The organism is Enterobacter sp. AC1, from assembly GCF_050434705.1.
Lineage (GTDB): Bacteria > Pseudomonadota > Gammaproteobacteria > Enterobacterales > Enterobacteriaceae > Enterobacter > Enterobacter cloacae_L.
In genome coordinates this window covers 57,317-81,372 of the sequence record NZ_JBNDIZ010000010.1, presented here as the reverse complement: position 1 = coordinate 81,372, position 24,056 = coordinate 57,317, and the positions used below count along the sequence as shown (strand labels likewise).

The following is a 24,056-nucleotide window of genomic DNA, read 5'->3' as shown; positions in this document are numbered from 1 at the left end:
TTTGAGGTCTCTCTTAAGTTTACCCTGATTTCACCATGACGATGATTTTTTAGGAGTTGTGAACCAGGCTTAAGCGGGGAATATGGATCCCTTCACCTGGAGAACAATAATGATGAAACCAACGTTTTTGCGCTGGGTAGCGATCGTTGCGCTGATGGCCGGCGGCACATTTAGCGTGGCGGCCAACCCGCCAGCGGCTCCACCTGTTTCTTACGGCGTGGAGGAGGATGTTTTTCATCCCGTGCGGGCAACCCATGGCATGGTGGCGTCGGTGGATGCGCTGGCAACCAAAGTGGGCGTCGATATTCTCAAGCAGGGCGGTAACGCGGTGGATGCAGCGGTCGCCGTCGGCTATGCACTGGCGGTGACGCACCCGCAGGCGGGGAACCTGGGCGGCGGCGGCTTTATGATGCTGCGCACCAAAGACGGCAAAACAACGGCCATCGACTTCCGCGAGATGGCGCCTGCTCAGGCGTCCCGCGATATGTTCCTTGACGATCAGGGTAACCCTGACAGCAAAAAATCCCTGACGTCGCACCTCGCCTCCGGCACGCCGGGCACCGTCGCAGGCTTCTCGCTGGCGCTGGAAAAATACGGCACCCTGCCGCTGAATAAAGTGGTGCAGCCTGCCATCAAGCTGGCGCGTGACGGCTTTGTGGTAAACGATGCGCTGGCGGACGACCTCAAAACCTATGGCAGCGAAGTCATTCCGAATCATGAAAACAGTAAAGCGATCTTCTGGAAAGACGGTGAGCCATTGAAGAAGGGCGACAGGCTGGTGCAGAAGAACCTCGCCAAAAGCCTGGAGCTGATTGCGGAGCACGGTCCGGACGCCTTCTACAAAGGGGCGATTGCTGACCAGATAGCTGAAGAGATGCAAAAGAACGGCGGGCTCATCACCAAAGCGGATCTGGCGGAATACAAGGCGGTAGAGCGCGAGCCGATTAGCGGAACCTACCGTGGCTACGAGGTGTTCTCCATGCCGCCGCCGTCTTCCGGGGGCATTCACATCGTGCAGATCCTCAACATTCTTGAAAACTTCGATATGCACAAGTTCGGTTTCGGCAGTGCGGATGCCATGCAGGTGATGGCGGAAGCGGAAAAACGCGCCTACGCGGACCGGTCAGAATATCTTGGTGACCCGGACTTCGTGAAGGTGCCGTGGCAGGCGCTGACCAACAAGGCGTATGCCAAATCCATTGCCGATCAGATTGATATCAACAAGGCGAAGCCGTCGAGCGAGATCCGCCCAGGCAAGCTGGCGCCGTACGAAAGCAACCAGACCACCCACTTCTCGGTGGTGGATAAAGACGGTAACGCGGTAGCGGTGACCTACACGCTCAACACCACGTTTGGTACCGGGATTGTGGCGGGCAACAGCGGCATTCTGCTGAACAACGAGATGGACGATTTCTCCGCCAAGCCGGGCGTGCCGAACGTCTACGGGCTAGTGGGTGGCGATGCGAACGCGGTCGGGCCGAAGAAACGCCCGCTGTCGTCCATGTCGCCCACTATCGTGGTGAAAGACGGTAAAACCTGGCTGGTGACCGGGAGTCCGGGCGGTAGCCGTATTATCACTACCGTGCTGCAGATGGTGGTGAACAGCATCGACTTTGGGATGAACGTCGCTGAAGCGACCAATGCCCCGCGTTTCCACCACCAGTGGCTGCCGGACGAGCTGCGCGTCGAGAAGGGCTTTAGCCCGGATACGATTAAACTGCTGGAGCAGCGCGGGCAGAAGGTAGCGGTGAAAGAGGCGATGGGCAGCACCCAGAGCATTATGGTGGGTCCAGACGGGGCGTTGTTTGGCGCGTCGGACCCGCGGTCGGTGGATGATTTATCGGCAGGGTATTAACGTTTCTCCTCACCCTAACCCTCTCCCCATAGGGGAGAGGGGATTGCACGGTGCGATCTTTTCTCCCTCGCCCCTATGGGGAGAGGGCCGGGGTGAGGGGAATGTGTCACTTCATTCTCGCCATATAATACGCGTCCACATACTCGCCGTTGCGCAGGGCAAATTTCCTGCCGGTCCCTTCGATTTCAAAGCCAAAATTTTTATAGAGTGCAACTGCCGCCGGATTATCGGCAAAGACCGTCAGTTCGATGCGTTCAATGCGCAGCCAGTTATCGCAGAGGTTAATCATTTCGCTCATGAGCCTGCGGCCAACGCCGCGACCCTGCATATCCGCAGCCACGCTTATGCCGAATGTGGCAACGTGGCTGCGACGCGGGTTTTCCATCACGTCCAGCGCCATATGCCCGATAACGCGCTGTTCCAGACAGGCAACAAGATGGCGTCGGCCTGGTTTTGTCGCAACGCGTTCGTGCCACATTTCCATTGAGGGATGAGGGAGCTGTAGCGTGTCGTGATACACATCAGGATGCGACATGATGTCACGCAAAGCTTCTGCATCGCTGGGTTCGATGTGGCGTATCACTATCTCGCTCATTCCTTATTCCTCAGTTAGTTAAGCGTCCCTTCCAACATCAATGACTTTAAAATTTGAGTCAACCGCTATTTTTTGCAAAAAGAAGTGGACAAGTGCGAATGAGAATGATTATTATTGCTCTGCATTCAGGGAGACCGCTACGGGAACCTGAAAGCACGACATTGCTCACATTGCTTCCAGTATTACTTTAGCCAGCTTCTCGCTGGCTTTTTTTTTGTTATGGTTAGACTCAGTAACCTTAAAAAGGACTGAGCCATGACACTACATTGCGCATTTATTGGATTTGGCAAAAGCACCACGCGTTACCACCTTCCGTATGTTCTCAACCGTAAAGATACCTGGCACGTGGCCCATATCTACCGTCGCCGCGCGAAGCCGGAAGAGCAATCCCCGCAGTATTCCCATATTCATTTCACCAGCGCTCTCGACGAGGTACTGGGCGACCCGCAGGTTAAACTGGTTATCGTCTGCACTCATGCGGACAGCCATTTTGACTATGCGAAACGCGCGCTCGAAGCGGGCAAAAACGTGCTGGTAGAAAAGCCCTTCACCCCGACTATAGCGGAAGCGAAGGAGCTGTTCGCGCTGGCGAAAAGCAAAGGCCTGACCGTCACGCCGTATCAGAACCGTCGCTTTGACAGCTGCTTCCTGACGGCGAAAAAAGCGATTGAAAGCGGCAAGCTGGGCGACATTGTGGAAATTGAAAGTCACTTCGACTATTACCGCCCGGTGGCGGAAACCCAGCCCGGGCTGCCGCAGGATGGCTCCTTCTATGGTTTGGGCGTCCATACCATGGACCAGATCATCTCCCTGTTTGGCCGCCCGGACCACGTGGCGTATGACATCCGCAGCCTGCGCAATAAAGCTAATCCGGACGATACCTTTGAAGCGCAGCTGTTCTACGGCGACCTCAAAGCCATCGTCAAGACCAGCCATCTGGTGAAAATCGACTATCCGAAATTTATCGTTCACGGCACCCGAGGCTCGTTTATTAAGTACGGCATTGACCAGCAGGAGACCAGCCTGAAGGCCAATATCATGCCCGGTGAGCCGGGTTTTGCGGCGGATGATTCGGTTGGCGTGCTGGAGTATGTGAAAGCCGATGGCACAACCGCAAAAGAAGAAATCAAACCCGAAGCGGGTGACTATGGCCGCGTGTACGATGCGCTGTTTGAGACTCTCACCAACGGCACGCCGAATTACGTCAAGGAATCTGACGTTCTGACTAACCTGGAAATCCTGGAGCGGGCCTTCGAACAGGCCTCTCCTGCCACGGTAACCCTCGCGAAATAAGCAAAAAAGGCTCCTCTGCGCTTGTTCATAATTTTTGAACAGAGGAGTCAATTTTCACCCTCTATGATCCCAGACCATTTGCGTCCACACTTACTCCATCGAAACGAACTGAGGGTGAAAACAATGATCTACTTACGCAAAGCAAACGAACGTGGTCACGCGAATCATGGCTGGCTGGACTCATGGCATTCATTCTCGTTTGCCGACTACTACGACCCGAACTTCATGGGCTTCTCCGCACTGCGCGTGATTAATGACGATGTGATTGATGCAGGCCAGGGCTTCGGTACCCACCCGCACAAAGACATGGAAATCCTGACCTATGTGCTGGAAGGCGCGGTTGAGCACCAGGACAGCATGGGCAACAAAGAGCAGGTTCCGGCGGGCGAGTTCCAGATTATGAGCGCGGGTACCGGGGTGCGTCACTCCGAGTACAACCCGAGCAAAACGGAAAAACTGCACCTGTATCAAATCTGGATCATTCCAGAAGAAACCGGCATCACGCCACGCTACGAGCAGCGCCGCTTCGACGCGAAACAGGGCAAACAGCTGGTACTGTCCCCGGACGCGCGTGAAGGCTCCCTGAAAGTGCATCAGGATATGGAGCTGTACCGCTGGGCGCTGGCGAAAGATGAACAGTCTGTGCATCAGATTGCCGCTAACCGCCGCGTCTGGATCCAGGTGGTGAAAGGTGAAGTGTCCATCAACGGCACCAAAGCGACAACCGCCGATGGACTGGCAATCTGGGACGAGCAGGCGCTCTCCGTGCATGCGGACAGCGAAAGTGAAATTCTGCTGTTTGACCTGCCGCCGGTGTAATAAATCATAAATAAATGCCCATCCTTCCCTATGACAGGGGAAGGATGGGCTTTGTCCGTGATAAACTGAGAAAATCTCTCACTTCAAGATTTCTCAGGACGATGAAAAAGAAACGCCCCGTACTTCAGGATGTCGCCGATCGCGTCGGTGTGACCAAAATGACGGTCAGCCGTTTTTTACGTAACCCGGAACAGGTTTCCGTGGCGTTGCGTGGCAAGATTGCCGCTGCCCTTGATGAACTGGGTTATATCCCCAACCGTGCACCCGATATTCTCTCCAATGCGACCAGCCGCGCGGTGGGCGTCCTTCTGCCGTCCTTAACCAACCAGGTGTTCGCTGAAGTCCTGCGCGGCATTGAAAGCGTCACCGATGCTTTTGGTTACCAGACCATGCTCGCCCACTACGGTTACAAGCCGGAACTGGAAGAAGAACGTCTGGAATCCATGCTTTCCTGGAACATTGACGGCCTGATTTTAACCGAACGTACCCACACTGCCCGCACGCTCAAAATGATTGAAGTCGCCGGCATTCCGGTGGTGGAACTGATGGACAGTCAGTCGCCGTGCCTCGACATCGCCGTGGGCTTTGATAACTTCGAAGCGGCGCGTCAGATGACGGCGGCAATTATCGCCCGCGGGCATCGTCATATTGCCTATCTGGGTGCGCGACTTGATGAACGTACTATCATCAAACAGAAGGGATACGAGCAGGCGATGCTCGACGCGAACTTAACCCCGTACAGCGTGATGGTGGAGCAGTCCTCTTCCTATACGTCGGGTATTGAGCTGATGCGTCAGGCGCGACGTGAGTATCCGCAACTGGACGGTATTTTCTGTACCAACGATGACCTTGCGGTCGGCGCGGCGTTTGAGTGTCAGCGTCTGGGGCTGAAGATCCCTGATGATATGGCGATCGCCGGTTTCCACGGCCACGACATCGGCCAGGTGATGGAGCCGCGTCTGGCGAGCGTCCTGACCCCGCGTGAACGTATGGGCCGCATTGGCGCAGAACGCCTGCTGGCGCGCATTCGTGGCGAGACGGTTACCCCAAAAATGTTAGATTTAGGTTTCACCTTGTCACCGGGTGGATCTATTTGAACTGACAAATTTGAAGTAGCTCACACTTATTCACTTCGCGCACGTTTGGATATTGCTTCTCTTTTGCCCCGGCAGGACAATGTTACCGATAACTGTTACCCGTAACAATTGACTGAGGGACACCCTTTGAGCACGACTAATCACGATCACCACGTCTACGTCCTGATGGGCGTTTCCGGTAGCGGGAAATCAGCCGTAGCCAGCGAAGTGGCGCATCAACTCCAGGCTGCATTTCTGGATGGTGACTTCCTCCATCCGCGCAGCAATATCATGAAAATGGCCTCCGGCGAGCCGCTGAACGACGACGACCGCAAACCGTGGTTGCAGGCGCTGAATGACGCCGCGTTCGCCATGCAGCGCACCAACAAAGTTTCCCTGATCGTCTGCTCCGCGCTGAAAAAAACCTACCGCGATCTGCTGCGTGACGGCAACCCGAACCTCTCTTTCATCTACCTGAAAGGGGACTTCGAGGTGATTGAAAGCCGCCTGAAGGCGCGTAAGGGTCACTTCTTCAAAACTCAAATGCTGGTGACGCAGTTCGAAGCGCTGCAGGAGCCGGGTGAAGACGAGAAAGACGTCTTAGTGGTTGATATCGATCAGTCACTGGAAGGTGTTGTTGCCAGCACCATCGAGGTCATTAATAAAAGGCAGTAAGTTTTGAGTACATTAACGCTAGTTTTGACAGCAGTGGGTTCCGTATTGCTGCTGCTGTTTTTGGTGATGAAGGCGCGTATGCACGCCTTTGTTGCTTTGATGGTGGTTTCTATTGGTGCTGGTCTCTTTTCCGGTATGCCGCTCGACAAGATTGCCGCGACGATGGAAAAAGGGATGGGCGGCACGCTGGGCTTCCTGGCGATTGTGGTCGCGCTTGGCGCGATGTTTGGCAAGATTTTGCACGAGACGGGCGCGGTCGACCAGATTGCCGTCAAAATGCTGAAATCCTTTGGCCACAGCCGCGCGCACTACGCGATAGGCCTGGCGGGTCTGATTTGCGCGCTGCCGCTGTTCTTCGAAGTCGCCGTGGTGCTGCTGATTAGCGTGGCGTTCTCCATGGCTCGCCACACCGGCACTAACCTCGTGAAGCTGGTTATTCCGCTGTTTGCGGGCGTGGCGGCGGCCGCAGCGTTTCTGCTGCCTGGACCCGCGCCGATGCTGCTCGCCTCGCAGATGCACGCTGACTTTGGCTGGATGATTCTGATTGGCCTGTGTGCGGCGATCCCGGGGATGATTATTGCCGGCCCGCTGTGGGGCAACTTCATCAGCCGTTACGTTGAGCTGCACATTCCTGACGACATCACCGAGCCGCACCTGGGCGAAGGCAAAATGCCGTCCTTCGGCTTCAGCCTGTCGCTGATTCTGCTGCCGCTGGTTCTCGTGGGTCTGAAAACCATCGCCGCGCGCTTTGTGCCGGTAGGGTCTTCCGCCTACGAGTGGTTCGAGTTTATCGGCCATCCATTTACGGCGATCCTGGTGGCCTGTCTGGTGGCGATTTACGGCCTGGCGATGCGTCAGGGGATGCCGAAAGACCGGGTGATGGAGATCTGTGGTGCTGCGCTGCAGCCTGCAGGTATTATCCTGCTGGTGATCGGTGCAGGCGGCGTGTTCAAGCAGGTGCTGGTGGATTCTGGCGTAGGCCCGGCTCTGGGTGAAGCGCTGACCGGAATGGGCCTGCCGATTGCGGTAACCTGCTTTGTGCTGGCTGCGGCGGTGCGCATCATTCAGGGTTCCGCAACCGTGGCGTGTTTAACCGCCGTCGGTCTGGTGATGCCGGTAATTGAACAGCTGAACTACTCCGGTGCGCAGATGGCCGCGCTGTCTATCTGTATCGCGGGCGGTTCGATTGTGGTCTCCCACGTTAACGACGCAGGCTTCTGGCTGTTCGGTAAGTTCACCGGTGCCACCGAAGCACAGACCCTGAAAACCTGGACGCTGATGGAAACCATCCTCGGCACGACGGGTGCGGTTGTCGGGATGATTGCCTTTACGCTGCTGAGCTAAATGCGGTGATTTAGTAAGGCCGAAAAATAAGGCCCGGTAGCGCTAGCGCTTACCGGGCCTTTTTATTATGCAGAACACCAGGCCGGGAAAGGTGAAACCACCACCCGGCTTTTTCACATCACTCGCCCTGCGTGGCGCTCTCAATCGTCAAACGCACGTCCGAGGTGATCAGCTCTGCCAGCATCTGGTACACCTTCAGGGTCTCTTCCGGCTCGGCGTCGCCCGTATCGCTGATATAGCCTTCGTCACGCAGCGTCAGCACCAGGGAACTGAAGACCGCTTTGTCGAAGAATTCAGGGGCATTAATGCCGTGCAGAACGGACAAGCGCTGTGCCAGCGTCCGGCTCTCTTTTTCCAGCGTACCGCGGTTGATAGACGGGTTCGCACTCAGCAGCCAGAAGGTAATGGCGTAGCGCTGCAGCGTTTCGCGCGCACCGGCCGCCAGCAGCTGAAGGGTACGGGAGCGTGACGGATTAATATGCAGCTCGTCATTCGTGACGGTGATCAGCCCCTGACGACGCAGTTCTTCCGTCAGTTTGTCCAGCTCGCCCGCCAGCTCATCTTTGCTCCAGCGCAGGAACAGCTCCGCTTTCAGCATCGGGTAGAGCGTATCAACGTGACGTAACAGCTCCTGACGCGAGATGCGGCGATGCTGGGTGATGATGGCCGCCATGAGCGACGGCAGCATCAGCATATGGGTGATGTTGTTGCGGTAGTACGTCATCAGCACTGCCTGCTCGCGCGGCAGAATGATGATGTCGCCGATCGTGTCTTTTTCGACTTCAAACTTGTTCATCTGCAGCGCGTGATCGATAAGCTCACTGGCGGTTGCAGAAGGCACGGTTGAATCAACCGAATACGGCACGTTGCGCATCATATCCAGATAGCAATCCAGCTGTTCCGTCAGCTGCTCACGGGTCAGCGAGCGCTGGCGCGAAGCCAGAAGCGCCGTACAGCACAGGTTCATGGCGTTAGCCGCCCCGGCGTTGTTAATGCGCACCATCAGCTCGGACGCAATGCCGTTAACCGTTGGCGTCAGCCAGGCCGGACGGATCGCTTCGATAGGATCGATGGACTCGCGCCACTCCGGAACGTGATGGTTCAGATACGTCATTAGCGGCATCGGCTCGCCAAAGTTCACGTAGCCCTGGCCCAGGTTGCGTAGCTTGCTCAGGCCGCGCAGCATCTGCGGCAGGCTCTCTTTCTCTTTGGTCGCGCCGCGCAGCTCTTTGGCGTAAGTGCCCACCTCCATCACGTGCTCATAACCAATGTAGATTGGCACCAGCGTGATGGGACGGGTTCCCCCGCGCAGCATGGCCTGAATGGTCATCGACAGCGTGCCGGTCTTAGGATCGAGCAGACGTCCGGTACGGGAACGACCGCCCTCCACGAAGTACTCCACGGAATAGCCGCGGCTGAACAGCTCGCCCAGATACTCGCGGAACACGGTGGAGTAGAGCTTGTTGCCCTTGAAGGTACGCCGGATAAAGAAGGCGCCCAGGCGGCGGAAAATCGGGCCTGCTGGCCAGAAATTCAGGTTGATGCCGGCAGCGATGTGCGGCGGTACCAGCCCCTGGTGATAGAGGACATAAGAAAGGAGCAGGTAGTCCATGTGGCTGCGGTGGCAGGGAACATAGACAATTTCATGGCCATCGTGCGCCAGCTGGCGTACGCGCTCGGCGTTATGAACGTTGATGCCCTGATAGAGGCGGTTCCAGGTAAAGCCGAGAATACGATCGGAAAGGCGGATCATCTCGTAAGAGAAGTTCGCTGCAATCTCTTCCATCAGCGCAATGGCGTTCTGCTGGGCTTTCTCATGCGAAATTTTTTTGCTGCGCGCTTCGTCTTCAACGGCGCGGGCAATCGCTTTAGAGGCCAGCAGCTTGTTGAACAAATCCTGACGCGCCGGGAGGCGTGGCCCTACGGCAGCCAGGCGCTGACGGGCGAAGTGCATACGCGCCACGCGCGCCAGTTTTTGCGCGATGATCTTGTCGGTGCCGTGCTCGTCCGCCATTCGGCGCAGCGAAACGGAAGGCGAGAAGCGCACAAAGCTGTCGCGTCCCAGCCAGGAGACCGCGAAGAACTTCTGGATGCCGTTAAGCATGCGCAGCGGTGGATTCTCTTCACCTTTTTCACGGCCCGGACGGCGACCAAACATCACCGACACCGGCACCATCTGCACATCCAGATCAGGATTGCTGCGGTGCAGGTCGAGATAGTCATGGAACAGCTTGATGGACTCTTCTTTTGGCGTGTAATAGGTAAACACGCGAGGTCCACCGTGAATGAACACGTAACGCGGCAGCAGGGTGCCGTCAACTTCCAGCGGTTCAAGCGGGTCAGGTAGGTCATGCGCCAGACACTGGGCGCGAAGCGTCAGTAAGTCTGCCTTCGAGTTATAAGGCAAAACGTACATAATAGGACGCGACGTATCGAGCCCCAATTCCAGCGCGGGTTCCGCTGGGATAGACTTGCTTTTTACCAGGATGCTTAATGGTAAATTAAGTAATTTGTAGTAAATTCGTGGCCAGCCGGACATAAACGATGTAAAGCCTCTGGTTAATAATGCAATTGCGGCGCAAGGATAACAGAAAGCGCGCAAAATTTCTGTTGTTACCCGTCATACTTCAAGCGGCAGCGAAACGCGCTACAGCTATAGTTACTGACGCTATTTCCAATAAAAGGTTCTTTTAATGGCCAATAATACCACTGGGTTAACTCGAATCATCAAAGCCGCCGGCTATTCCTGGAAAGGTTTCCGCGCCGCGTGGATCAATGAAGCCGCTTTTCGACAGGAGGGCGTCGCCGCTATCATCGCGGTGATTATCGCCTGTTTCCTTGATGTTGATGCAATAACACGCGTTCTTCTGATCGGCTCCGTGCTTCTGGTGATGATAGTGGAAATTCTTAATAGCGCTATTGAAGCTGTTGTTGACCGTATCGGATCTGATTTCCACGAACTCTCTGGCCGGGCAAAAGACATGGGCTCTGCTGCCGTGTTGCTGTCAATTATTACTGCCGTTATCACCTGGGTCACGCTGCTTTGGTCACATTTCCGATGAGCCTCGAGGAATAATTAAGTCCCTGGTTTTTTGTGCAGTTTTTGGTTCCAAAATCGCCTTTGACTGTATATACTCACAGCATAACTGTATATACACCCAGGGGGCGGAATGAAAGCGTTAACGACCAGGCAGCAAGAGGTGTTTGATCTCATCCGGGATCATATCGGCCAGACGGGTATGCCACCCACGCGTGCGGAAATCGCGCAGCGTCTGGGCTTCCGTTCGCCGAATGCTGCCGAAGAACACCTGAAAGCCCTGGCACGTAAGGGCGTGATTGAGATTGTTTCGGGCGCGTCACGTGGTATCCGCCTGCTGGTGGAAGAAGAGACGGGCATTCCGCTGGTGGGGCGCGTTGCTGCTGGTGAGCCTTTACTGGCACAGCAGCATATTGAAGGCCACTATCAGGTCGATCCAGCCATGTTCAAACCGAGCGCTGATTTCCTGCTGCGCGTAAGCGGTATGTCGATGAAAGACATCGGTATTCTTGACGGCGATCTGCTTGCGGTTCACAAAACGCAGGATGTGCGCAACGGCCAGGTCGTGGTCGCACGCATTGATGACGAAGTGACCGTTAAGCGCCTTAAAAAGCAGGGTAATACCGTCCAGCTTCTGCCTGAAAACAACGAGTTCTCCCCGATTGTGGTGGATCTCCGTGAACATAACTTCTCTATCGAAGGATTGGCGGTTGGGGTTATTCGCAACGGTGAATGGCTTTAATCTCCTCCTGGCAGGCTACGGCTCCGCTGTAGCCTGATTCATTTCCTGCTCCCGGTATTTTTCATGTCACTGCTGACGGCATCCGATAAGGCATTGTGGCGTCTTGCTCTGCCGATGATTTTCTCCAATATCACCGTGCCCTTGCTGGGTCTGGTCGATACTGCCGTTATTGGTCATCTTGATTCGCCTGTTTATCTTGGCGGCGTGGCGATTGGCGCGACGGCTACCAGCTTCCTGTTTATGCTGCTGCTCTTTTTGCGCATGAGTACCACCGGACTGACCGCACAGGCTTATGGCGCAAAAGATCCGCTGCGTCTGGCTCGCGCGCTGGTGCAGCCGCTGATACTTGCGCTTGGCGCAGGGGCGCTAATCGTTTTACTGCGCGCTCCCCTGATTGAGCTTGCGCTCAATATCGTTGGCGGCAGCGAAGCGGTACTGGAGCAGGCGCGACGTTTCCTTGAAATCCGCTGGCTCAGCGCGCCCGCCTCGCTGGCTAACCTGGTTCTGCTGGGGTGGCTCCTGGGCGTACAGTACGCCCGTGCACCGGTGATTTTGCTGGTGGTGGGTAACCTTCTCAACATTGTGCTGGACGTCTGGCTGGTGATGGGTCTGCATATGAACGTGCAGGGTGCGGCACTGGCAACCGCGATTGCAGAATACGGAACCTTTATTATTGGTTTGTGGATGGTCTGGCGCGTTCTGGCGATGCGCGGGATCTCCCTTACGCTGCTTAAAACTGCCTGGCGCGGGAATATCCGGAAGCTGCTGGCGCTCAACCGTGACATCATGCTCCGCTCGCTGCTTCTCCAGCTCTGTTTCGGCGCGCTGACGGTTTTCGGAGCCCGGCTGGGACCCGAAATCGTCGCCGTCAACGCGGTATTGATGACGCTTCTGACCTTTACCGCCTACGCGCTGGACGGTTTTGCCTATGCGGTTGAAGCGCATTCGGGGCAGGCGTACGGCGCGCGCGAAAGCGGACAGCTGCAGGATGTCTGGCGAGCAGCCTGCCGTCAGTCGGGACTGGTCGCGCTGGCGTTTGGTCTGGTTTACGCCTGTTTAGGCGAGCAGATCGTGTCGTTACTCACCTCTCTTTCTTCACTGCGCGAGCTGGCGAGCCATTACCTTATCTGGCAGGTGATTTTACCGGTGGTCGGCGTCTGGTGTTATCTCCTGGACGGCATGTTTATTGGTGCTACGCGCGGAGCCGAAATGCGTAACAGCATGGCTGTCGCGGCGGCAGGGTTTGGCGTGACGCTGCTGACGCTACCGTGGCTTGGTAACCACGGTTTATGGCTGGCCCTTGCCGTTTTCCTCTCGCTGCGGGGGCTATCGCTGGCTTTTATCTGGCGGCGCCACTGGCGGAACAATACCTGGTTTCCCTCGCGTCACGATATATCGTGACGGTTAAAGATTCCGAATATGAAAACAACAGCCGAATCCTTAACTACAATAATTATCACGTCCAGCAGAAAAGAACGTAACGGACGTTACGACCCGACGCTTAACTAAGAGGACACGATGATGAATAAAGACGAAATCGGCGGCAACTGGAAGCAGTTCAAAGGTAAAGCGAAAGAACAGTGGGGTAAGCTGACTGATGATGATATGACCGTCATTGAAGGTAAGCGCGATCAGCTTGTCGGTAAAATTCAGGAACGTTACGGCTACGCGAAAGATCAGGCGGAAAACGAAGTCAAAGACTGGGAAACCCGTAACGACTACCGCTGGTAACGCTGAAAAAACCACGAGGCGGCTCTAAGCCGCCTTTTCTTTTGTCGCTAACGCGGCTTTTTCTTCACGAGAATAGAGTGGTCGTGCTGGCACGCGTCCTGGTGACGACAGGCTTCCACCTCCACGCACGCTGAACACAGCCCGTGCGCTTCAATCACGTTATGACGCAGGGCAAAGCCCATTTTAGCGGCCAGCGAATGCATAATGTCTTCCACGCCTTCCGCGCCTTCTTCTTTCACCACCCCACAGCGGTCACAGATAAACATCGCCGATGTATGCGTTGGCTGATCGAACAGATGGCATAGCACATAGCTGTTTGTGGACTCCACCTTATGCACGAATCCTTGCTCCAGCAGGAAATCCAGCGCGCGGTAGACCGTCGGCGGTTTCGCCTGCGGCTCGCTTTCGCGGAGCAGGTCGAGCAGATCGTAGGCGCTGATGGCACCCTGCTGCAGGCTCATCAGACGTAATACTTCAAGGCGCTGCGGAGTCAGGCGCACATTGCGTTGCGCGCACAGCTTTTCGGCCTGCGCTAACAGCTCTTTTGTGGACTTATCCATGTAGCACCCCGGATGTTATAGGACGGAAAACCCTCACTTTATCATGTTCTGGTAAAAACACCGAGATCCGCCAGTCTGTGCTATACCTGACCCATCGCAAACCGGGAAATCAACAATGAAAAGACCTGACTGTATTCGGCACTGGCGCGACGTTGAAGGCGCGGATGATTCGACCTATCCAGACAGCGACGAGCTGTTTTCTATCGGCGCGCCGCTGGCCCGCAAGCTTGGCCTCGGACGCATTGGCATCCATCATGAGCGTTTGCCGCCGGGACGCAGAACATCCTATCCCCATGCGGAAAGCGACGAAGAAGAGTTCATTTACGTGCTCGAAGGCTATCCTGAAGCCTGGATTAATGGCTACTTATGGAAACTTGAACCGGGCGACAGCGTGGGGTTCCCCGCCGGAACCGGTATCTGCCATACCTTTATCAACAACACGGACGAAGAGGTTCGGCTATTGGTTGTAGGCGAGGCCAATAAGAAGCATAACCGCATCTACTACCCGCTCAACCCCGTGTATGCCGCCACGCGGGAAGATCGCTGGGTCGACCATCCTCCACAGTTTTTTGGACCGCACGATGGAAAACCTGGGAAAAAATAATTTCCTCTTCTATAAATATTGAGGGCCGTCACAAAATATAACAGGCCGTAAGGGAGTTTTACTTAGGGAAAGAAATAGCGGGTCTTTTACTCCTTATTCACAGCAATAGTTCGTTCCTGTTTGGGTGATAACAGACAGGGGTTATTTCATAACAGACTATAACGGGCATCCTGTGAAAAAAAATTTTAAATTTTCAGTGGTGAGTATCGCTGTCTCTTTGTTTATGGCAAATCAGGCGGGAGCAGCCAATACCTGGACAGAATCACGTAGCGACGCAATGGGTGGCACTGGCGTTGCCTCTGGCAGCTATGGCAGTGGGGCGTTAATCAACCCCGCGCTGCTGGCCAAGGCAAAACCGGACGATGATGTGACGGTTATCTTGCCTTCGGTCGGCGCGCAGATCACAGATAAAGACAATCTTCAGGATGAGATTGATAATATCAACGACAAAATTAACCACTATAAAGACGTGGTGGATAATCTTACGCCGATTGAAATTATCACCAATCCGCTGGGTTCTATTAACCAGTTCCAGGGCGCGGCAAAAGATCTTGCCGACGAGCTGGACTATCTCAAGGGCAAAACCGCACGCGCGACGGCAGGGGCTGGCATTGCCGTGAGTATCCCTAACGACGTGCTTTCCGTAGCCTTTATGGCGAAAGGCTACGCCCATGGTCGGGTGAGCTCGTCTATCGATCAACAAGACATTGATTATCTGCGCGGTATTCAAAAAAGCGATGCGGTAGCGGCCGGTGTCGCGCTGGATGCTGCCCTGAACGGCACGGATCAAATCACCAAAAACCTCAACTCAACGGCTTCTGGCCGGGCGGCAATTGTGTCCGACTACGGCGTTGCCGTTGCCCGTCAGTTCGATCTCGGCGGTGTCCCGGTTTCCGTGGGCGTAACGCCAAAACTGCAAAAAACCTGGGTCTATAACTACACCACCTCAATCTACGATTACGACAGTAATAAGTGGAACGACAGCCGCTACCGTACAGACGATACGGGCTTTAACGTTGATGCCGGTATTGCGGCTGATTTCGGCGAAAACTGGACGGTTGGCGTGAGCGGACAAAACCTGATGTCCCGTGATATCGACACCAAAGATATCCGTATCCGCAACGGGCGTACCGGGGAAGTGGTGAGCTATAAAGATACCTACCAGATCCGTCCGCTGGTGACCGCCGGGGCCGCATGGCACAACGATCTGGTCACGCTGACTGCCGATGGCGATCTGACGGAAACCAAAGGCTTCAAGAGCGAAGATAACTCACAGTACGTTGGCGTCGGTGCCGAGGTTACGCCGCTGAGCTGGCTGGCCGTGCGTGCGGGTTATCGTGCGGACGTGAAGGGTAACGACAGCAATGTCTTTACCGGCGGTGTCGGTTTCGCGCCGTTTAGCACCGTTCATGTTGACCTGATGGGTCTGTACGGTGAAGACGAAACCTGGGGCGCAGGGGCTCAGCTGAGCATGACGTTCTAAAGTCCACCGGAGGCGCTGCGCCTCCGGCTTTTCTTTGTGCTATAGTAGCGCCCCTTTTCCACCAGATGCTTAAAACTTCGCCATGTCGTCAGAATTACAGACTGCTTTTCCCGCACACCGTTTTTCCATTGCGCCGATGCTCGACTGGACGGACAGACACTGCCGCTACTTCCTGCGTCAGCTCTCCCGCCACACGCTGCTGTACACCGAAATGGTGACCACGGGCGCAATCATCCACGGGAAGGGAGACTACCTGGCCTATAGCGAAGAAGAGCATCCGGTTGCCCTGCAGCTGGGTGGCAGCGATCCGGCCGCGCTGGCGCAGTGTGCGAAGCTGGCAGAAGCGCGCGGCTACGACGAGATCAACCTTAACGTGGGCTGTCCGTCCGACCGCGTGCAAAACGGCATGTTTGGTGCCTGCCTGATGGGGAACGCGCAGCTGGTGGCGGACTGTATCAAGGCGATGCGCGATGTGGTCTCCATTCCGGTGACGGTCAAAACCCGCATCGGCATTGACGACCAGGACAGCTACGAATTCCTGTGCGATTTTATCAATACGGTTTCCGGCAAGGGTGAATGCGAGATGTTTATCATCCACGCGCGTAAAGCCTGGCTTTCTGGCCTGAGCCCGAAAGAGAACCGGGAAATTCCGCCGCTGGACTACCCTCGCGTGTACCAGCTTAAGCGTGATTTCCCGCATCTGACGATGTCGATTAACGGCGGCATCAAGTCGCTGGAAGAGGCCAATGCGCATCTGGCGCATATGGATGGCGTCATGGTCGGGCGCGAGGCGTACCAAAACCCGGGCATTCTGGCGACGGTCGATCGCGAAATCTTTGGTGTTGAAGGGGCAGACAGCGATCCGGTTACGGTGGTGAGAGCGATGTACCCGTACATCGAGCGCGAGTTAAGCAACGGTACGTATCTCGGCCATATCACACGCCATATGCTCGGCCTGTTCCAGGGGATCCCCGGGGCGCGCCAGTGGCGTCGCTATCTCAGCGAAAACGCACACAAGGCCGGGGCCGATATTGAGGTGCTGGAGCACGCGCTGCGTCTGGTCGCAGATAAACGATAAGTTACGCTAAAAAGTCGTCAAATTCACCACGCCCTGCGAATTCTTGCGGGGCGTTTTGCTTTAAGAACAACACGTTAGCTTTGGCATGAATCTTGTAATGCTTACTGCATTATTCGGGAACTCGTGGGAGAGCACCATGCTGGAACTACTTTTTGTGATTGGCTTTTTTGTCATGCTGCTAGCGACGGGCGTTTCGCTGCTCGGCATTCTGGCGGCTATCGTTGTGGCGACGGTGGTTATGTTTATTGGCGGATTGTTTGCCCTGACGATCAAGCTGCTGCCGTGGTTACTGCTGGCCATTGCGGTGGTGTGGGTGATTCGGGCGATAAAAGCGCCAAAAGTGTCCAGTTATCAGCGCAATAACCGCTTTCGTTACTAAGGTATTGAGGGGTTCGTCACATACTTGTAACTTTTCCGGCGGCAGGGCTTAGAACAGAATAGGATTTGCTTATCGAATCTGTCACTATGGCTGTCGTTAAAGAATTCATCGAGCTGTACCCTACATACAGCCGAACTAAAAAAAGAAAGGGCTTCCTCAGGGAAGCCCAATTTCTTTTTGGGGATCAGGGAATCAACAAGCTCGACCCCTGCGTTGCCCGGCTCTCCAGCACCTCATGCGCGCGCTGTGCATCGGTTAGCGCGTATTTCTGCGCGTCTGCCACATCCACTTTTATGACCCCGCTGGCGATCAGCGAGAACAGCTCGTTGCTGGCTTCCTCAAGTTCTTCCCGGCTGGTGATATAACCCTGCAGGGAAGGGCGCGTCACGTACAGCGAGCCTTTCTGATTCAGGATCCCGAGATTGACGCCGGTTACGGCGCCTGACGCATTCCCGAAGCTTACCATCAGCCCGCGACGCTGCAGACAGTCCAGCGACGCTTCCCAGGTGTCTTTCCCTACCGAGTCATACACGACGCGGACTTTTTTGCCGTTAGTGATCTCTTTCAGACGTTCGACAATGCTCTCTTCACGGTAGTTAATCACCTGCCAGGCGCCCGCCTGCAGCGCGCGCTGCGCTTTTTGCGCATTGCCCACGGTGCCGATCAGCTTCGCGCCCAGCGCTTTTGCCCACTGACAGGCGATAAGCCCGACGCCACCCGCCGCGGCGTGAAACAGGAACTGCTCGTCGGGTTTAATTTCATAGGTTTTGCGCAGCAGGTAGTAAACGGTCAAACCTTTCAGGAACGAGGCCGCCGCCTGCTCAAAGGAGATGGCGTTGGGCAGCAGGGCGGCCTTGTCCGCCGGGACGTTGTGGACGGAGCTGTAAGCGCCCAGCGCAGATTGCGCATACACCACGCGATCGCCTTCTTTAATATGCTTAACCGCGCTGCCCACTTTGATGACGATACCGGCCGCCTCGGTGCCCAGCCCGCTCGGCATTGACGGAGGCGGGTAGAGGCCGCCGCGAATATAGGTGTCGATGTAGTTAATGCCGATGGCTTTGTTTTCAACCTGCACTTCATTTTCGCCAGGCGCGGCAGGGGTGAACTCCACCGCTTTCAGTACGTCTGGCCCACCGTGTTTCTGGAATTCAATGCGCGTTGCCATGCTCCCTCCGTAAGAAAAATATGGTAATCTTTCGACCCACTTCTTTATCTCGGTAACTCCATTCACTATGGCAGGAAACAAACCCTTCAACAAACAGACTGAACCTCGCGAGCGTGATTTCCAGGTCGCAGGGTTAAAAGTCCCGCCGCACTCGATTGAAGCGGAACAGTCGGTGTTGGGCGGTTTAATGCTGGATAACGAACGCTGGGACGACGTCGCCGAGCGCGTCGTGGCGGAAGATTTCTACACTCGCCCGCACCGCCACATCTTTACCGAAATGGCGCGTCTGCAGGAGTCGGGCAGCCCAATCGACCTGATCACGCTCGCGGAATCGCTGGAGCGTCTTGGGCAGCTCGACAGCTGCGGCGGGTTTGCTTATCTGGCGGAGCTGTCAAAAAATACGCCTAGTGCGGCGAACATCAGCGCATACGCCGACATCGTGCGCGAACGTGCCGTCGTCCGCGAGATGATCTCCGTGGCGAACGAGATCGCCGAAGCCGGGTTCGATCCGCAGGGGCGCACCAGCGAGGACCTGCTCGATCTCGCCGAGTCTCGCGTCTTTAAAATCGCCGAAAGCCGCGCGAACAAAGACGAAGGCCCGAAAAACATCGCCGATGTCCTTGATGCCACCGTTGCCCGTATCGAACAGCTGTTCCAGCAGCCGCACGATGGTGTGACCGGGGTTAACACCGGCTATGACGATCTCAACAAGAAAACCGCTGGCCTGCAGCCGTCGGATTTGATTATCGTCGCGGCGCGTCCATCGATGGGTAAAACGACATTTGCGATGAACCTCGTTGAAAACGCGGCGATGTTGCAGGATAAGCCGGTGCTCATCTTCAGTCTCGAGATGCCCTCCGAACAGATTATGATGCGTTCTCTGGCGTCGCTGTCCCGCGTGGATCAGACCCGCATCCGTACCGGCCAGCTCGACGATGAAGACTGGGCGCGCATCTCCGGCACTATGGGCATTCTGCTGGAAAAACGTAACATCTATATTGATGACTCCTCCGGCCTGACGCCGACGGAAGTCCGTTCCCGCGCGCGTCGTATCGCCCGTGAACACGGCGGTATCGGTCTTATCATGATCGACTACCTTCAGCTGATGCGCGTACCGTCGCTTTCCGACAACCGTACGCTGGAAATTGCGGAGATTTCACGCTCGCTCAAGGCCTTAGCTAAAGAGCTGCACGTGCCGGTGGTGGCGCTGTCGCAGCTTAACCGCTCTCTGGAACAACGTGCCGACAAGCGTCCGGTCAACTCCGACCTGCGTGAATCCGGCTCTATCGAGCAGGATGCCGACTTAATCATGTTTATCTACCGTGATGAGGTTTATCACGAGAACAGCGACCTGAAAGGGATCGCCGAGATTATTATTGGTAAACAACGTAACGGCCCGATCGGGACGGTACGTCTGACCTTTAACGGACAGTGGTCGCGTTTCGACAACTATGCCGGTCCTCAATACGATGATGAGTAATTTCTAAGGAATTCAAATGCAAGCGGCAACTGTTGTTATTAACCGCCGCGCTCTGCGACACAACCTGCAACGTCTGCGTGAACTGGCGCCCGCCAGCAAGCTCGTTGCAGTCGTGAAAGCGAACGCTTACGGACACGGTCTTCTTGAGACCGCGCGAACGCTCCCCGATGCCGACGCCTTTGGCGTCGCCCGTCTTGAAGAAGCTCTTCGCCTGCGCGCGGGGGGGATTACTCAACCGATTTTGCTGCTGGAAGGCTTTTTCGAAGCCACGGATCTGCCGACCATTGCTAGCCAGCATCTTCACACGGCGGTGCATAACGAAGAACAGCTCGCCGCGCTCGAAACCGCGGAGCTGAGCGAGCCGGTCAACGTGTGGATGAAGCTTGATACGGGCATGCATCGTCTGGGCGTGCGTCCGGAAAACGCGGAGGCGTTTTATCAGCGTTTGTGCCAGTGCAAGAACGTGCGTCAGCCGGTGAATATTGTCAGCCACTTCGCCCGCGCCGACGAGCCCGAGTGCGGCGAGACCGAGCGGCAGCTGGATATCTTTACTACCTTCTGCGAAGGCAAGCCGGGGATGCGGTCTCTTGCGGCATCCGGCGGTATTTTACTGTGGCCCCAGTCGCACTTTGACTGGGTTCGCCCGGGCATCATTCTTTACGGCGTATCGCCCCTGGAGAATAAACCCTGGGGACCTGACCTGGGGTTCCAGCCGGTAATGTCCCTTGTTTCTAACCTGATTGCCGTACGTGAACACAAAGCGGGTGAGCCGGTGGGCTACGGCGGTACCTGGACCAGCGAGCGCGATACCCGTCTCGGCGTCGTGGCGATGGGCTATGGCGACGGCTATCCGCGCGCAGCGCCGTCGGGTACGCCGGTTCTGGTCAACGGCCGCGAGGTGCAGATTGTGGGCCGCGTGGCGATGGACATGATTTGCGTCGATCTGGGGCCTGAAGCCCAGGATAAACCCGGCGACAATGTTGTGCTGTGGGGCGAAGGTTTGCCTGTTGAACGCATCGCTGAAATCACGAAAGTGAGTGCTTACGAACTTATCACGCGCCTGACGTCACGGGTGGCGATGAAGTACATCGACTAACATTTCATTCCAGGGAAGGATAATGTCCCCTTCAGAAATCGCCGCCTGTCTGGCCTACGCGCTCTCCGTCTGGCTGGCCGCCAGAAATAACATCCACACGTGGTGGATTGGCATCATAGGCTGCGGGCTTTACGCGTGGGTCTTTTATTCAGTGCAGCTTTACGCTGACGTTACGCTTCAGTTCTTCTTCATTATCACGAGCATAACCGGTTGGCTGCACTGGCTGAAAGGCAATCGCGGGGACGTACTGCCCGTTCGGCGTACCAGACCGGGGCATTTTTTTATTCTCCTGGCCTGCGCCATGACCGTGGCGGCGGTGTACGGACTGATACTGCATCTCTACACCAATGCCTGGGCTCCCTGGCTGGACTCCATCATTTTAACATTCAGCGTCCTTGCTCAGTTTATGCTGATGGGACGACGTCTGGAAAACTGGTACGTCTGGATTGCCGTCAACACGCTGGCGGTACCGCTGTATGCGATGAGGGACCTGCATCTGACCGCCGGGTTGTATCTGCTGTTTTGGTTTAATGCCTGGCATGGCCTGTATCAGTGGCGTAAGGAGATCCGCGCGCAGTGAAGCGTTATGCCAGCGGCCTGGTTGTGGGCAAATTCGCACCTTTACATTTGGGGCATGAAGCGCTTATCAATGCGGCTCTTGAGCAGTGCGAGACGGTCTTTATCATCAGCTATTCGGTGCCGGAAATACGCGGTTACGAACCGGAAAAACGGCTTCACTGGCTAAAGACACGCTTCCCGCAATGCCGACTTCTTGTGCTTTCTCCGCAGGTGATGGCGTCTTACGCTATTGCGCCGCCCCCACCGAACGACGCTGACGCCGATCTGCATCGACATTACGTCGCCACGCTGTGTGAAGACGTTCTTCAATGTCAGCCACGTGCGGTATTTACCGCCGAAGACTACGGTGACGGCTTTGCCGCGGTGTTGAGCCAGCGTTTCGGGCAGCCGGTTAAACACATACGTCTACAGCGGCCACAGGGGCCGGAAGCCCCGTCGGGAACACGCATACGCTCTGATGTTCACCGCTACCGTCAGATGATGTCTCCTGAGGTTTATCGCAGCTTTGTATTTCGTATCTGCTTATTAGGCGGCGAATCGACGGGCAAAAGCACGCTTTCCCGGGCCCTCTCACAGACCTTGAGCGTTCCGTACGTTGCAGAGTTTGGCCGAGAACACTGGGAGGCGAAGCACGGCGTGCTGGAGAAGGACGATCTGCTGCATATTGCCCGGGAGCAGGTGCGCCGAGAGGAACGAGCCTGCACCGCTCCGTACCTGGTGTGTGATACCTCGCCCCTAACCACCCTGTTCTATACGCTCGACCAGTTCGGCAGCGCGCCGCAGGAACTCATGGCGTTAGCCGAACGAGACTACGCTCTGGTCGTACTCTGCGGCGATGAATTTCCTTTTGTGCAGGATGGCACCCGGCAAGGCGAGGCGTTTCGCCGTCGACAGCAGGCATGGTATGAAGCAGAGCTAACGCAGCGAAAGATCCCCTTTTTACGCGTACGGGGTTCTCTGTCTGAGCGCATCGAGCAAATTTGCCAACATATCCCGTGGTCGGGCTGATATCGCTCTCGACCTTCTCCCGCTTCCGGTTTATTGTTGAAATCCCTGCCTCATCGAATTCCGGAGAATCATCGCGTGTTTCAGAAAGTTGACGCCTATGCCGGCGACCCTATTCTCTCCTTAATGGAGCGTTTCAAAGAAGATCCTCGTAGCGACAAAGTGAACCTCAGCATTGGTCTGTATTACAACGAGGACGGCATTATTCCTCAGTTGAAAGCCGTAGCTGAAGCAGAAACGCGTCTGAACGCTGTTCCGCACGGTGCCTCTCTTTATCTGCCGATGGAAGGGCTAAATGCCTACCGCAATACCATCGCGCCGCTGCTGTTTGGTGCCGAACACGCGGTGCTGGCGCAAAAACGCGTGGCGACCATCCAGACGCTGGGCGGCTCGGGTGCGCTGAAAGTGGGGGCCGACTTCCTGAAAAAGTATTTCCCGGATTCAGGCGTATGGGTCAGTGACCCGACGTGGGAAAACCACGTCGCGATCTTCGAGGGCGCAGGCTTCAAAGTGGCGACCTATCCATGGTTCGACAGCGAAACCAACGGCGTGCGCGTTGACGCGCTGCTGGAAAAACTGAACACCCTGCCGGAGCGCAGCATTGTTCTGCTGCATCCGTGCTGCCATAACCCGACCGGGGCGGATCTCACCAATCCCCAGTGGGATGCGGTCATTGAGGTACTGAAGGCGCGCAACCTGATCCCATTCCTCGACATCGCCTATCAGGGCTTTGGCGCCGGTATGGAAGAAGATGCCTACGCGATTCGCGCCGTGGCCAGCGCCGGGCTTCCTGTACTGGTGAGTAACTCTTTCTCTAAAATCTTCTCCCTGTACGGTGAACGCGTTGGGGGCCTGTCCGTGGTGTGTGAAGACGCCGAAGCCGCCAGCCGCGTGCTGGGTCAGCTGAAGGCGACCGTGCGCCGCATCTACTCCAGCCCGCCAAACTTTGGCGCGCAGGTGGTGGCCACGGTTCTTGGGGATACACAGCTGAAAGCCAGCTGGCTTGCCGAAGTGGAATCCATGCGCAAGCGCATTCTGTCGATGCGTCAGGAACTGGTTAACGTACTGAAAGAGGCCGTGCCGGGGCATAACTTCGACTACCTGCTTAAGCAGCGCGGGATGTTCAGCTACACCGGCCTCAGTGTCGCCCAGGTCGATCGCCTGCGTGAAGAGTTCGGCGTCTACCTGATTGCCAGCGGACGTATGTGCGTGGCGGGCCTGAATGCCAGCAACGTTCATCGCGTGGCGCAGGCGTTTGCCGCAGTAATGTAAGTACTCACTTATCCACCCTCTCCCTGAGGAGAGGGCCGGGGTGAGGGCATCAGGCCGCACAAAAAGGTTGCCCGGCCTTTTGTGATCTTCTTCTTTTTATTCAGCCTCATAAGTAAAAACTCCTTCCCTTCACTTCCCGCTGGGGTTATGGTCGGAGAGTTTTTTGACCATTCGCTCAAAATAAA

23 protein-coding genes are annotated in these 24,056 nt (G+C 56.0%); 19 read left to right on the top strand and 4 right to left on the bottom strand.

Annotated elements, in window-relative coordinates:
* Positions 1–109 precede the first annotated feature (109 nt).
* Positions 110–1,855 carry a gamma-glutamyltransferase gene (gene ggt, locus M2433_RS21445; protein WP_429057505.1) on the top strand — a complete coding sequence of 582 codons (1,746 nt, stop codon included), beginning with the start codon at positions 110–112 and terminating at the stop codon, positions 1,853–1,855.
* 106 nt (positions 1,856–1,961) lie between these two features.
* On the opposite strand, the gene yhhY is transcribed toward ggt, so the two are convergent.
* A complete protein-coding gene (gene yhhY / locus M2433_RS21440) occupies positions 1,962–2,450 on the bottom strand; it encodes an N-acetyltransferase (RefSeq protein ID WP_047345606.1) in 489 nt (162 codons plus the stop codon).
* 255 nt (positions 2,451–2,705) lie between these two features.
* Here yhhY and M2433_RS21435 point away from each other — a divergent pair, with 255 nt between their 5' ends.
* From M2433_RS21435 to gntU, 5 genes are all read left to right on the top strand, one after another.
* Complete coding sequence (locus tag M2433_RS21435) at positions 2,706–3,743, top strand: oxidoreductase (protein ID WP_429057502.1); 1,038 nt, start codon at positions 2,706–2,708, stop codon at positions 3,741–3,743.
* Between the two features lie 123 nt (positions 3,744–3,866).
* Positions 3,867–4,562: a pirin family protein gene (locus M2433_RS21430; RefSeq protein ID WP_000639796.1), complete on the top strand. Its 696-nt coding sequence runs from the start codon at positions 3,867–3,869 to the stop codon at positions 4,560–4,562.
* Positions 4,563–4,663: 101 nt separating this feature from the next.
* Positions 4,664–5,659 carry a gluconate operon transcriptional repressor GntR gene (gene gntR, locus M2433_RS21425; RefSeq protein ID WP_021242747.1) on the top strand — a complete coding sequence of 332 codons (996 nt, stop codon included), beginning with the start codon at positions 4,664–4,666 and terminating at the stop codon, positions 5,657–5,659.
* A 126-nt stretch (positions 5,660–5,785) separates the two neighbouring features.
* Positions 5,786–6,313, top strand: coding sequence for a gluconokinase (gene gntK, locus M2433_RS21420; RefSeq protein WP_008503362.1), 528 nt, complete (start codon positions 5,786–5,788; stop codon positions 6,311–6,313).
* Positions 6,314–6,316: 3 nt separating this feature from the next.
* Positions 6,317–7,657 (top strand): gluconate transporter, encoded by a 1,341-nt coding sequence (gntU, locus tag M2433_RS21415; RefSeq protein WP_407821127.1) that lies wholly within the window; start codon positions 6,317–6,319, stop codon positions 7,655–7,657.
* 118 nt (positions 7,658–7,775) lie between these two features.
* On the opposite strand, the gene plsB is transcribed toward gntU, so the two are convergent.
* Positions 7,776–10,196, bottom strand: coding sequence for a glycerol-3-phosphate 1-O-acyltransferase PlsB (plsB, locus tag M2433_RS21410; RefSeq protein ID WP_429057498.1), 2,421 nt, complete (start codon positions 10,194–10,196; stop codon positions 7,776–7,778).
* A gap of 154 nt (positions 10,197–10,350) precedes the next feature.
* Between plsB and M2433_RS21405 the strand changes: the two genes are divergently transcribed.
* From M2433_RS21405 to M2433_RS21390, 4 genes are all read left to right on the top strand, one after another.
* Complete coding sequence (locus M2433_RS21405) at positions 10,351–10,719, top strand: diacylglycerol kinase (RefSeq protein ID WP_429057497.1); 369 nt, start codon at positions 10,351–10,353, stop codon at positions 10,717–10,719.
* 108 nt (positions 10,720–10,827) lie between these two features.
* The gene (gene lexA, locus M2433_RS21400; RefSeq protein ID WP_024906710.1) at positions 10,828–11,436 is read left to right on the top strand and encodes a transcriptional repressor LexA; all 609 of its coding nucleotides are present in this window, start codon (positions 10,828–10,830) and stop codon (positions 11,434–11,436) included.
* A gap of 63 nt (positions 11,437–11,499) precedes the next feature.
* Positions 11,500–12,837, top strand: a complete 1,338-nt coding sequence (gene dinF / locus M2433_RS21395) for an MATE family efflux transporter DinF (protein WP_429057495.1) — start codon at positions 11,500–11,502, stop codon at positions 12,835–12,837.
* Between the two features lie 120 nt (positions 12,838–12,957).
* Positions 12,958–13,167 carry a CsbD family protein gene (locus M2433_RS21390; protein ID WP_014882139.1) on the top strand — a complete coding sequence of 70 codons (210 nt, stop codon included), beginning with the start codon at positions 12,958–12,960 and terminating at the stop codon, positions 13,165–13,167.
* 47 nt (positions 13,168–13,214) lie between these two features.
* On the opposite strand, the gene zur is transcribed toward M2433_RS21390, so the two are convergent.
* Positions 13,215–13,727, bottom strand: coding sequence for a zinc uptake transcriptional repressor Zur (gene zur / locus M2433_RS21385; RefSeq protein WP_047345602.1), 513 nt, complete (start codon positions 13,725–13,727; stop codon positions 13,215–13,217).
* A 115-nt stretch (positions 13,728–13,842) separates the two neighbouring features.
* On the opposite strand from zur, the gene M2433_RS21380 reads away from it, so the two are divergent.
* From M2433_RS21380 to pspG, 4 genes are all read left to right on the top strand, one after another.
* Positions 13,843–14,331: a cupin domain-containing protein gene (locus M2433_RS21380; protein ID WP_047345601.1), complete on the top strand. Its 489-nt coding sequence runs from the start codon at positions 13,843–13,845 to the stop codon at positions 14,329–14,331.
* A 172-nt stretch (positions 14,332–14,503) separates the two neighbouring features.
* Positions 14,504–15,814 (top strand): conjugal transfer protein TraF, encoded by a 1,311-nt coding sequence (traF, locus tag M2433_RS21375; RefSeq protein ID WP_047345600.1) that lies wholly within the window; start codon positions 14,504–14,506, stop codon positions 15,812–15,814.
* Positions 15,815–15,896: 82 nt separating this feature from the next.
* Positions 15,897–16,892, top strand: coding sequence for a tRNA dihydrouridine(20/20a) synthase DusA (dusA, locus tag M2433_RS21370; RefSeq protein WP_429057491.1), 996 nt, complete (start codon positions 15,897–15,899; stop codon positions 16,890–16,892).
* Between the two features lie 136 nt (positions 16,893–17,028).
* Positions 17,029–17,271 carry an envelope stress response protein PspG gene (gene pspG / locus M2433_RS21365; protein ID WP_213822945.1) on the top strand — a complete coding sequence of 81 codons (243 nt, stop codon included), beginning with the start codon at positions 17,029–17,031 and terminating at the stop codon, positions 17,269–17,271.
* Positions 17,272–17,455: 184 nt separating this feature from the next.
* Here pspG and M2433_RS21360 read toward each other — a convergent pair whose 3' ends face one another.
* Entirely contained in the window at positions 17,456–18,439 is a 984-nt protein-coding gene (locus M2433_RS21360) for a quinone oxidoreductase (RefSeq protein WP_047345598.1), read from the bottom strand.
* Positions 18,440–18,506: 67 nt separating this feature from the next.
* Here M2433_RS21360 and dnaB point away from each other — a divergent pair, with 67 nt between their 5' ends.
* The 5 genes from dnaB (at position 18,507) to tyrB (ending at position 23,871) form a co-directional block, all read left to right on the top strand.
* Complete coding sequence (dnaB, locus tag M2433_RS21355; RefSeq protein ID WP_023310046.1) at positions 18,507–19,919, top strand: replicative DNA helicase; 1,413 nt, start codon at positions 18,507–18,509, stop codon at positions 19,917–19,919.
* Positions 19,920–19,935: 16 nt separating this feature from the next.
* Positions 19,936–21,015, top strand: a complete 1,080-nt coding sequence (alr, locus tag M2433_RS21350; protein ID WP_429057488.1) for an alanine racemase — start codon at positions 19,936–19,938, stop codon at positions 21,013–21,015.
* 22 nt (positions 21,016–21,037) lie between these two features.
* Positions 21,038–21,595, top strand: coding sequence for a nicotinamide riboside transporter PnuC (gene pnuC / locus M2433_RS21345; protein ID WP_429057485.1), 558 nt, complete (start codon positions 21,038–21,040; stop codon positions 21,593–21,595).
* Complete coding sequence (locus M2433_RS21340) at positions 21,592–22,602, top strand: AAA family ATPase (protein WP_429057483.1); 1,011 nt, start codon at positions 21,592–21,594, stop codon at positions 22,600–22,602. The genes pnuC and M2433_RS21340 overlap by 4 nt, the downstream gene beginning before the upstream one ends.
* 75 nt (positions 22,603–22,677) lie before the next feature.
* Positions 22,678–23,871: an aromatic amino acid transaminase gene (gene tyrB / locus M2433_RS21335; protein ID WP_429057480.1), complete on the top strand. Its 1,194-nt coding sequence runs from the start codon at positions 22,678–22,680 to the stop codon at positions 23,869–23,871.
* Positions 23,872–24,056 lie beyond the last annotated feature (185 nt).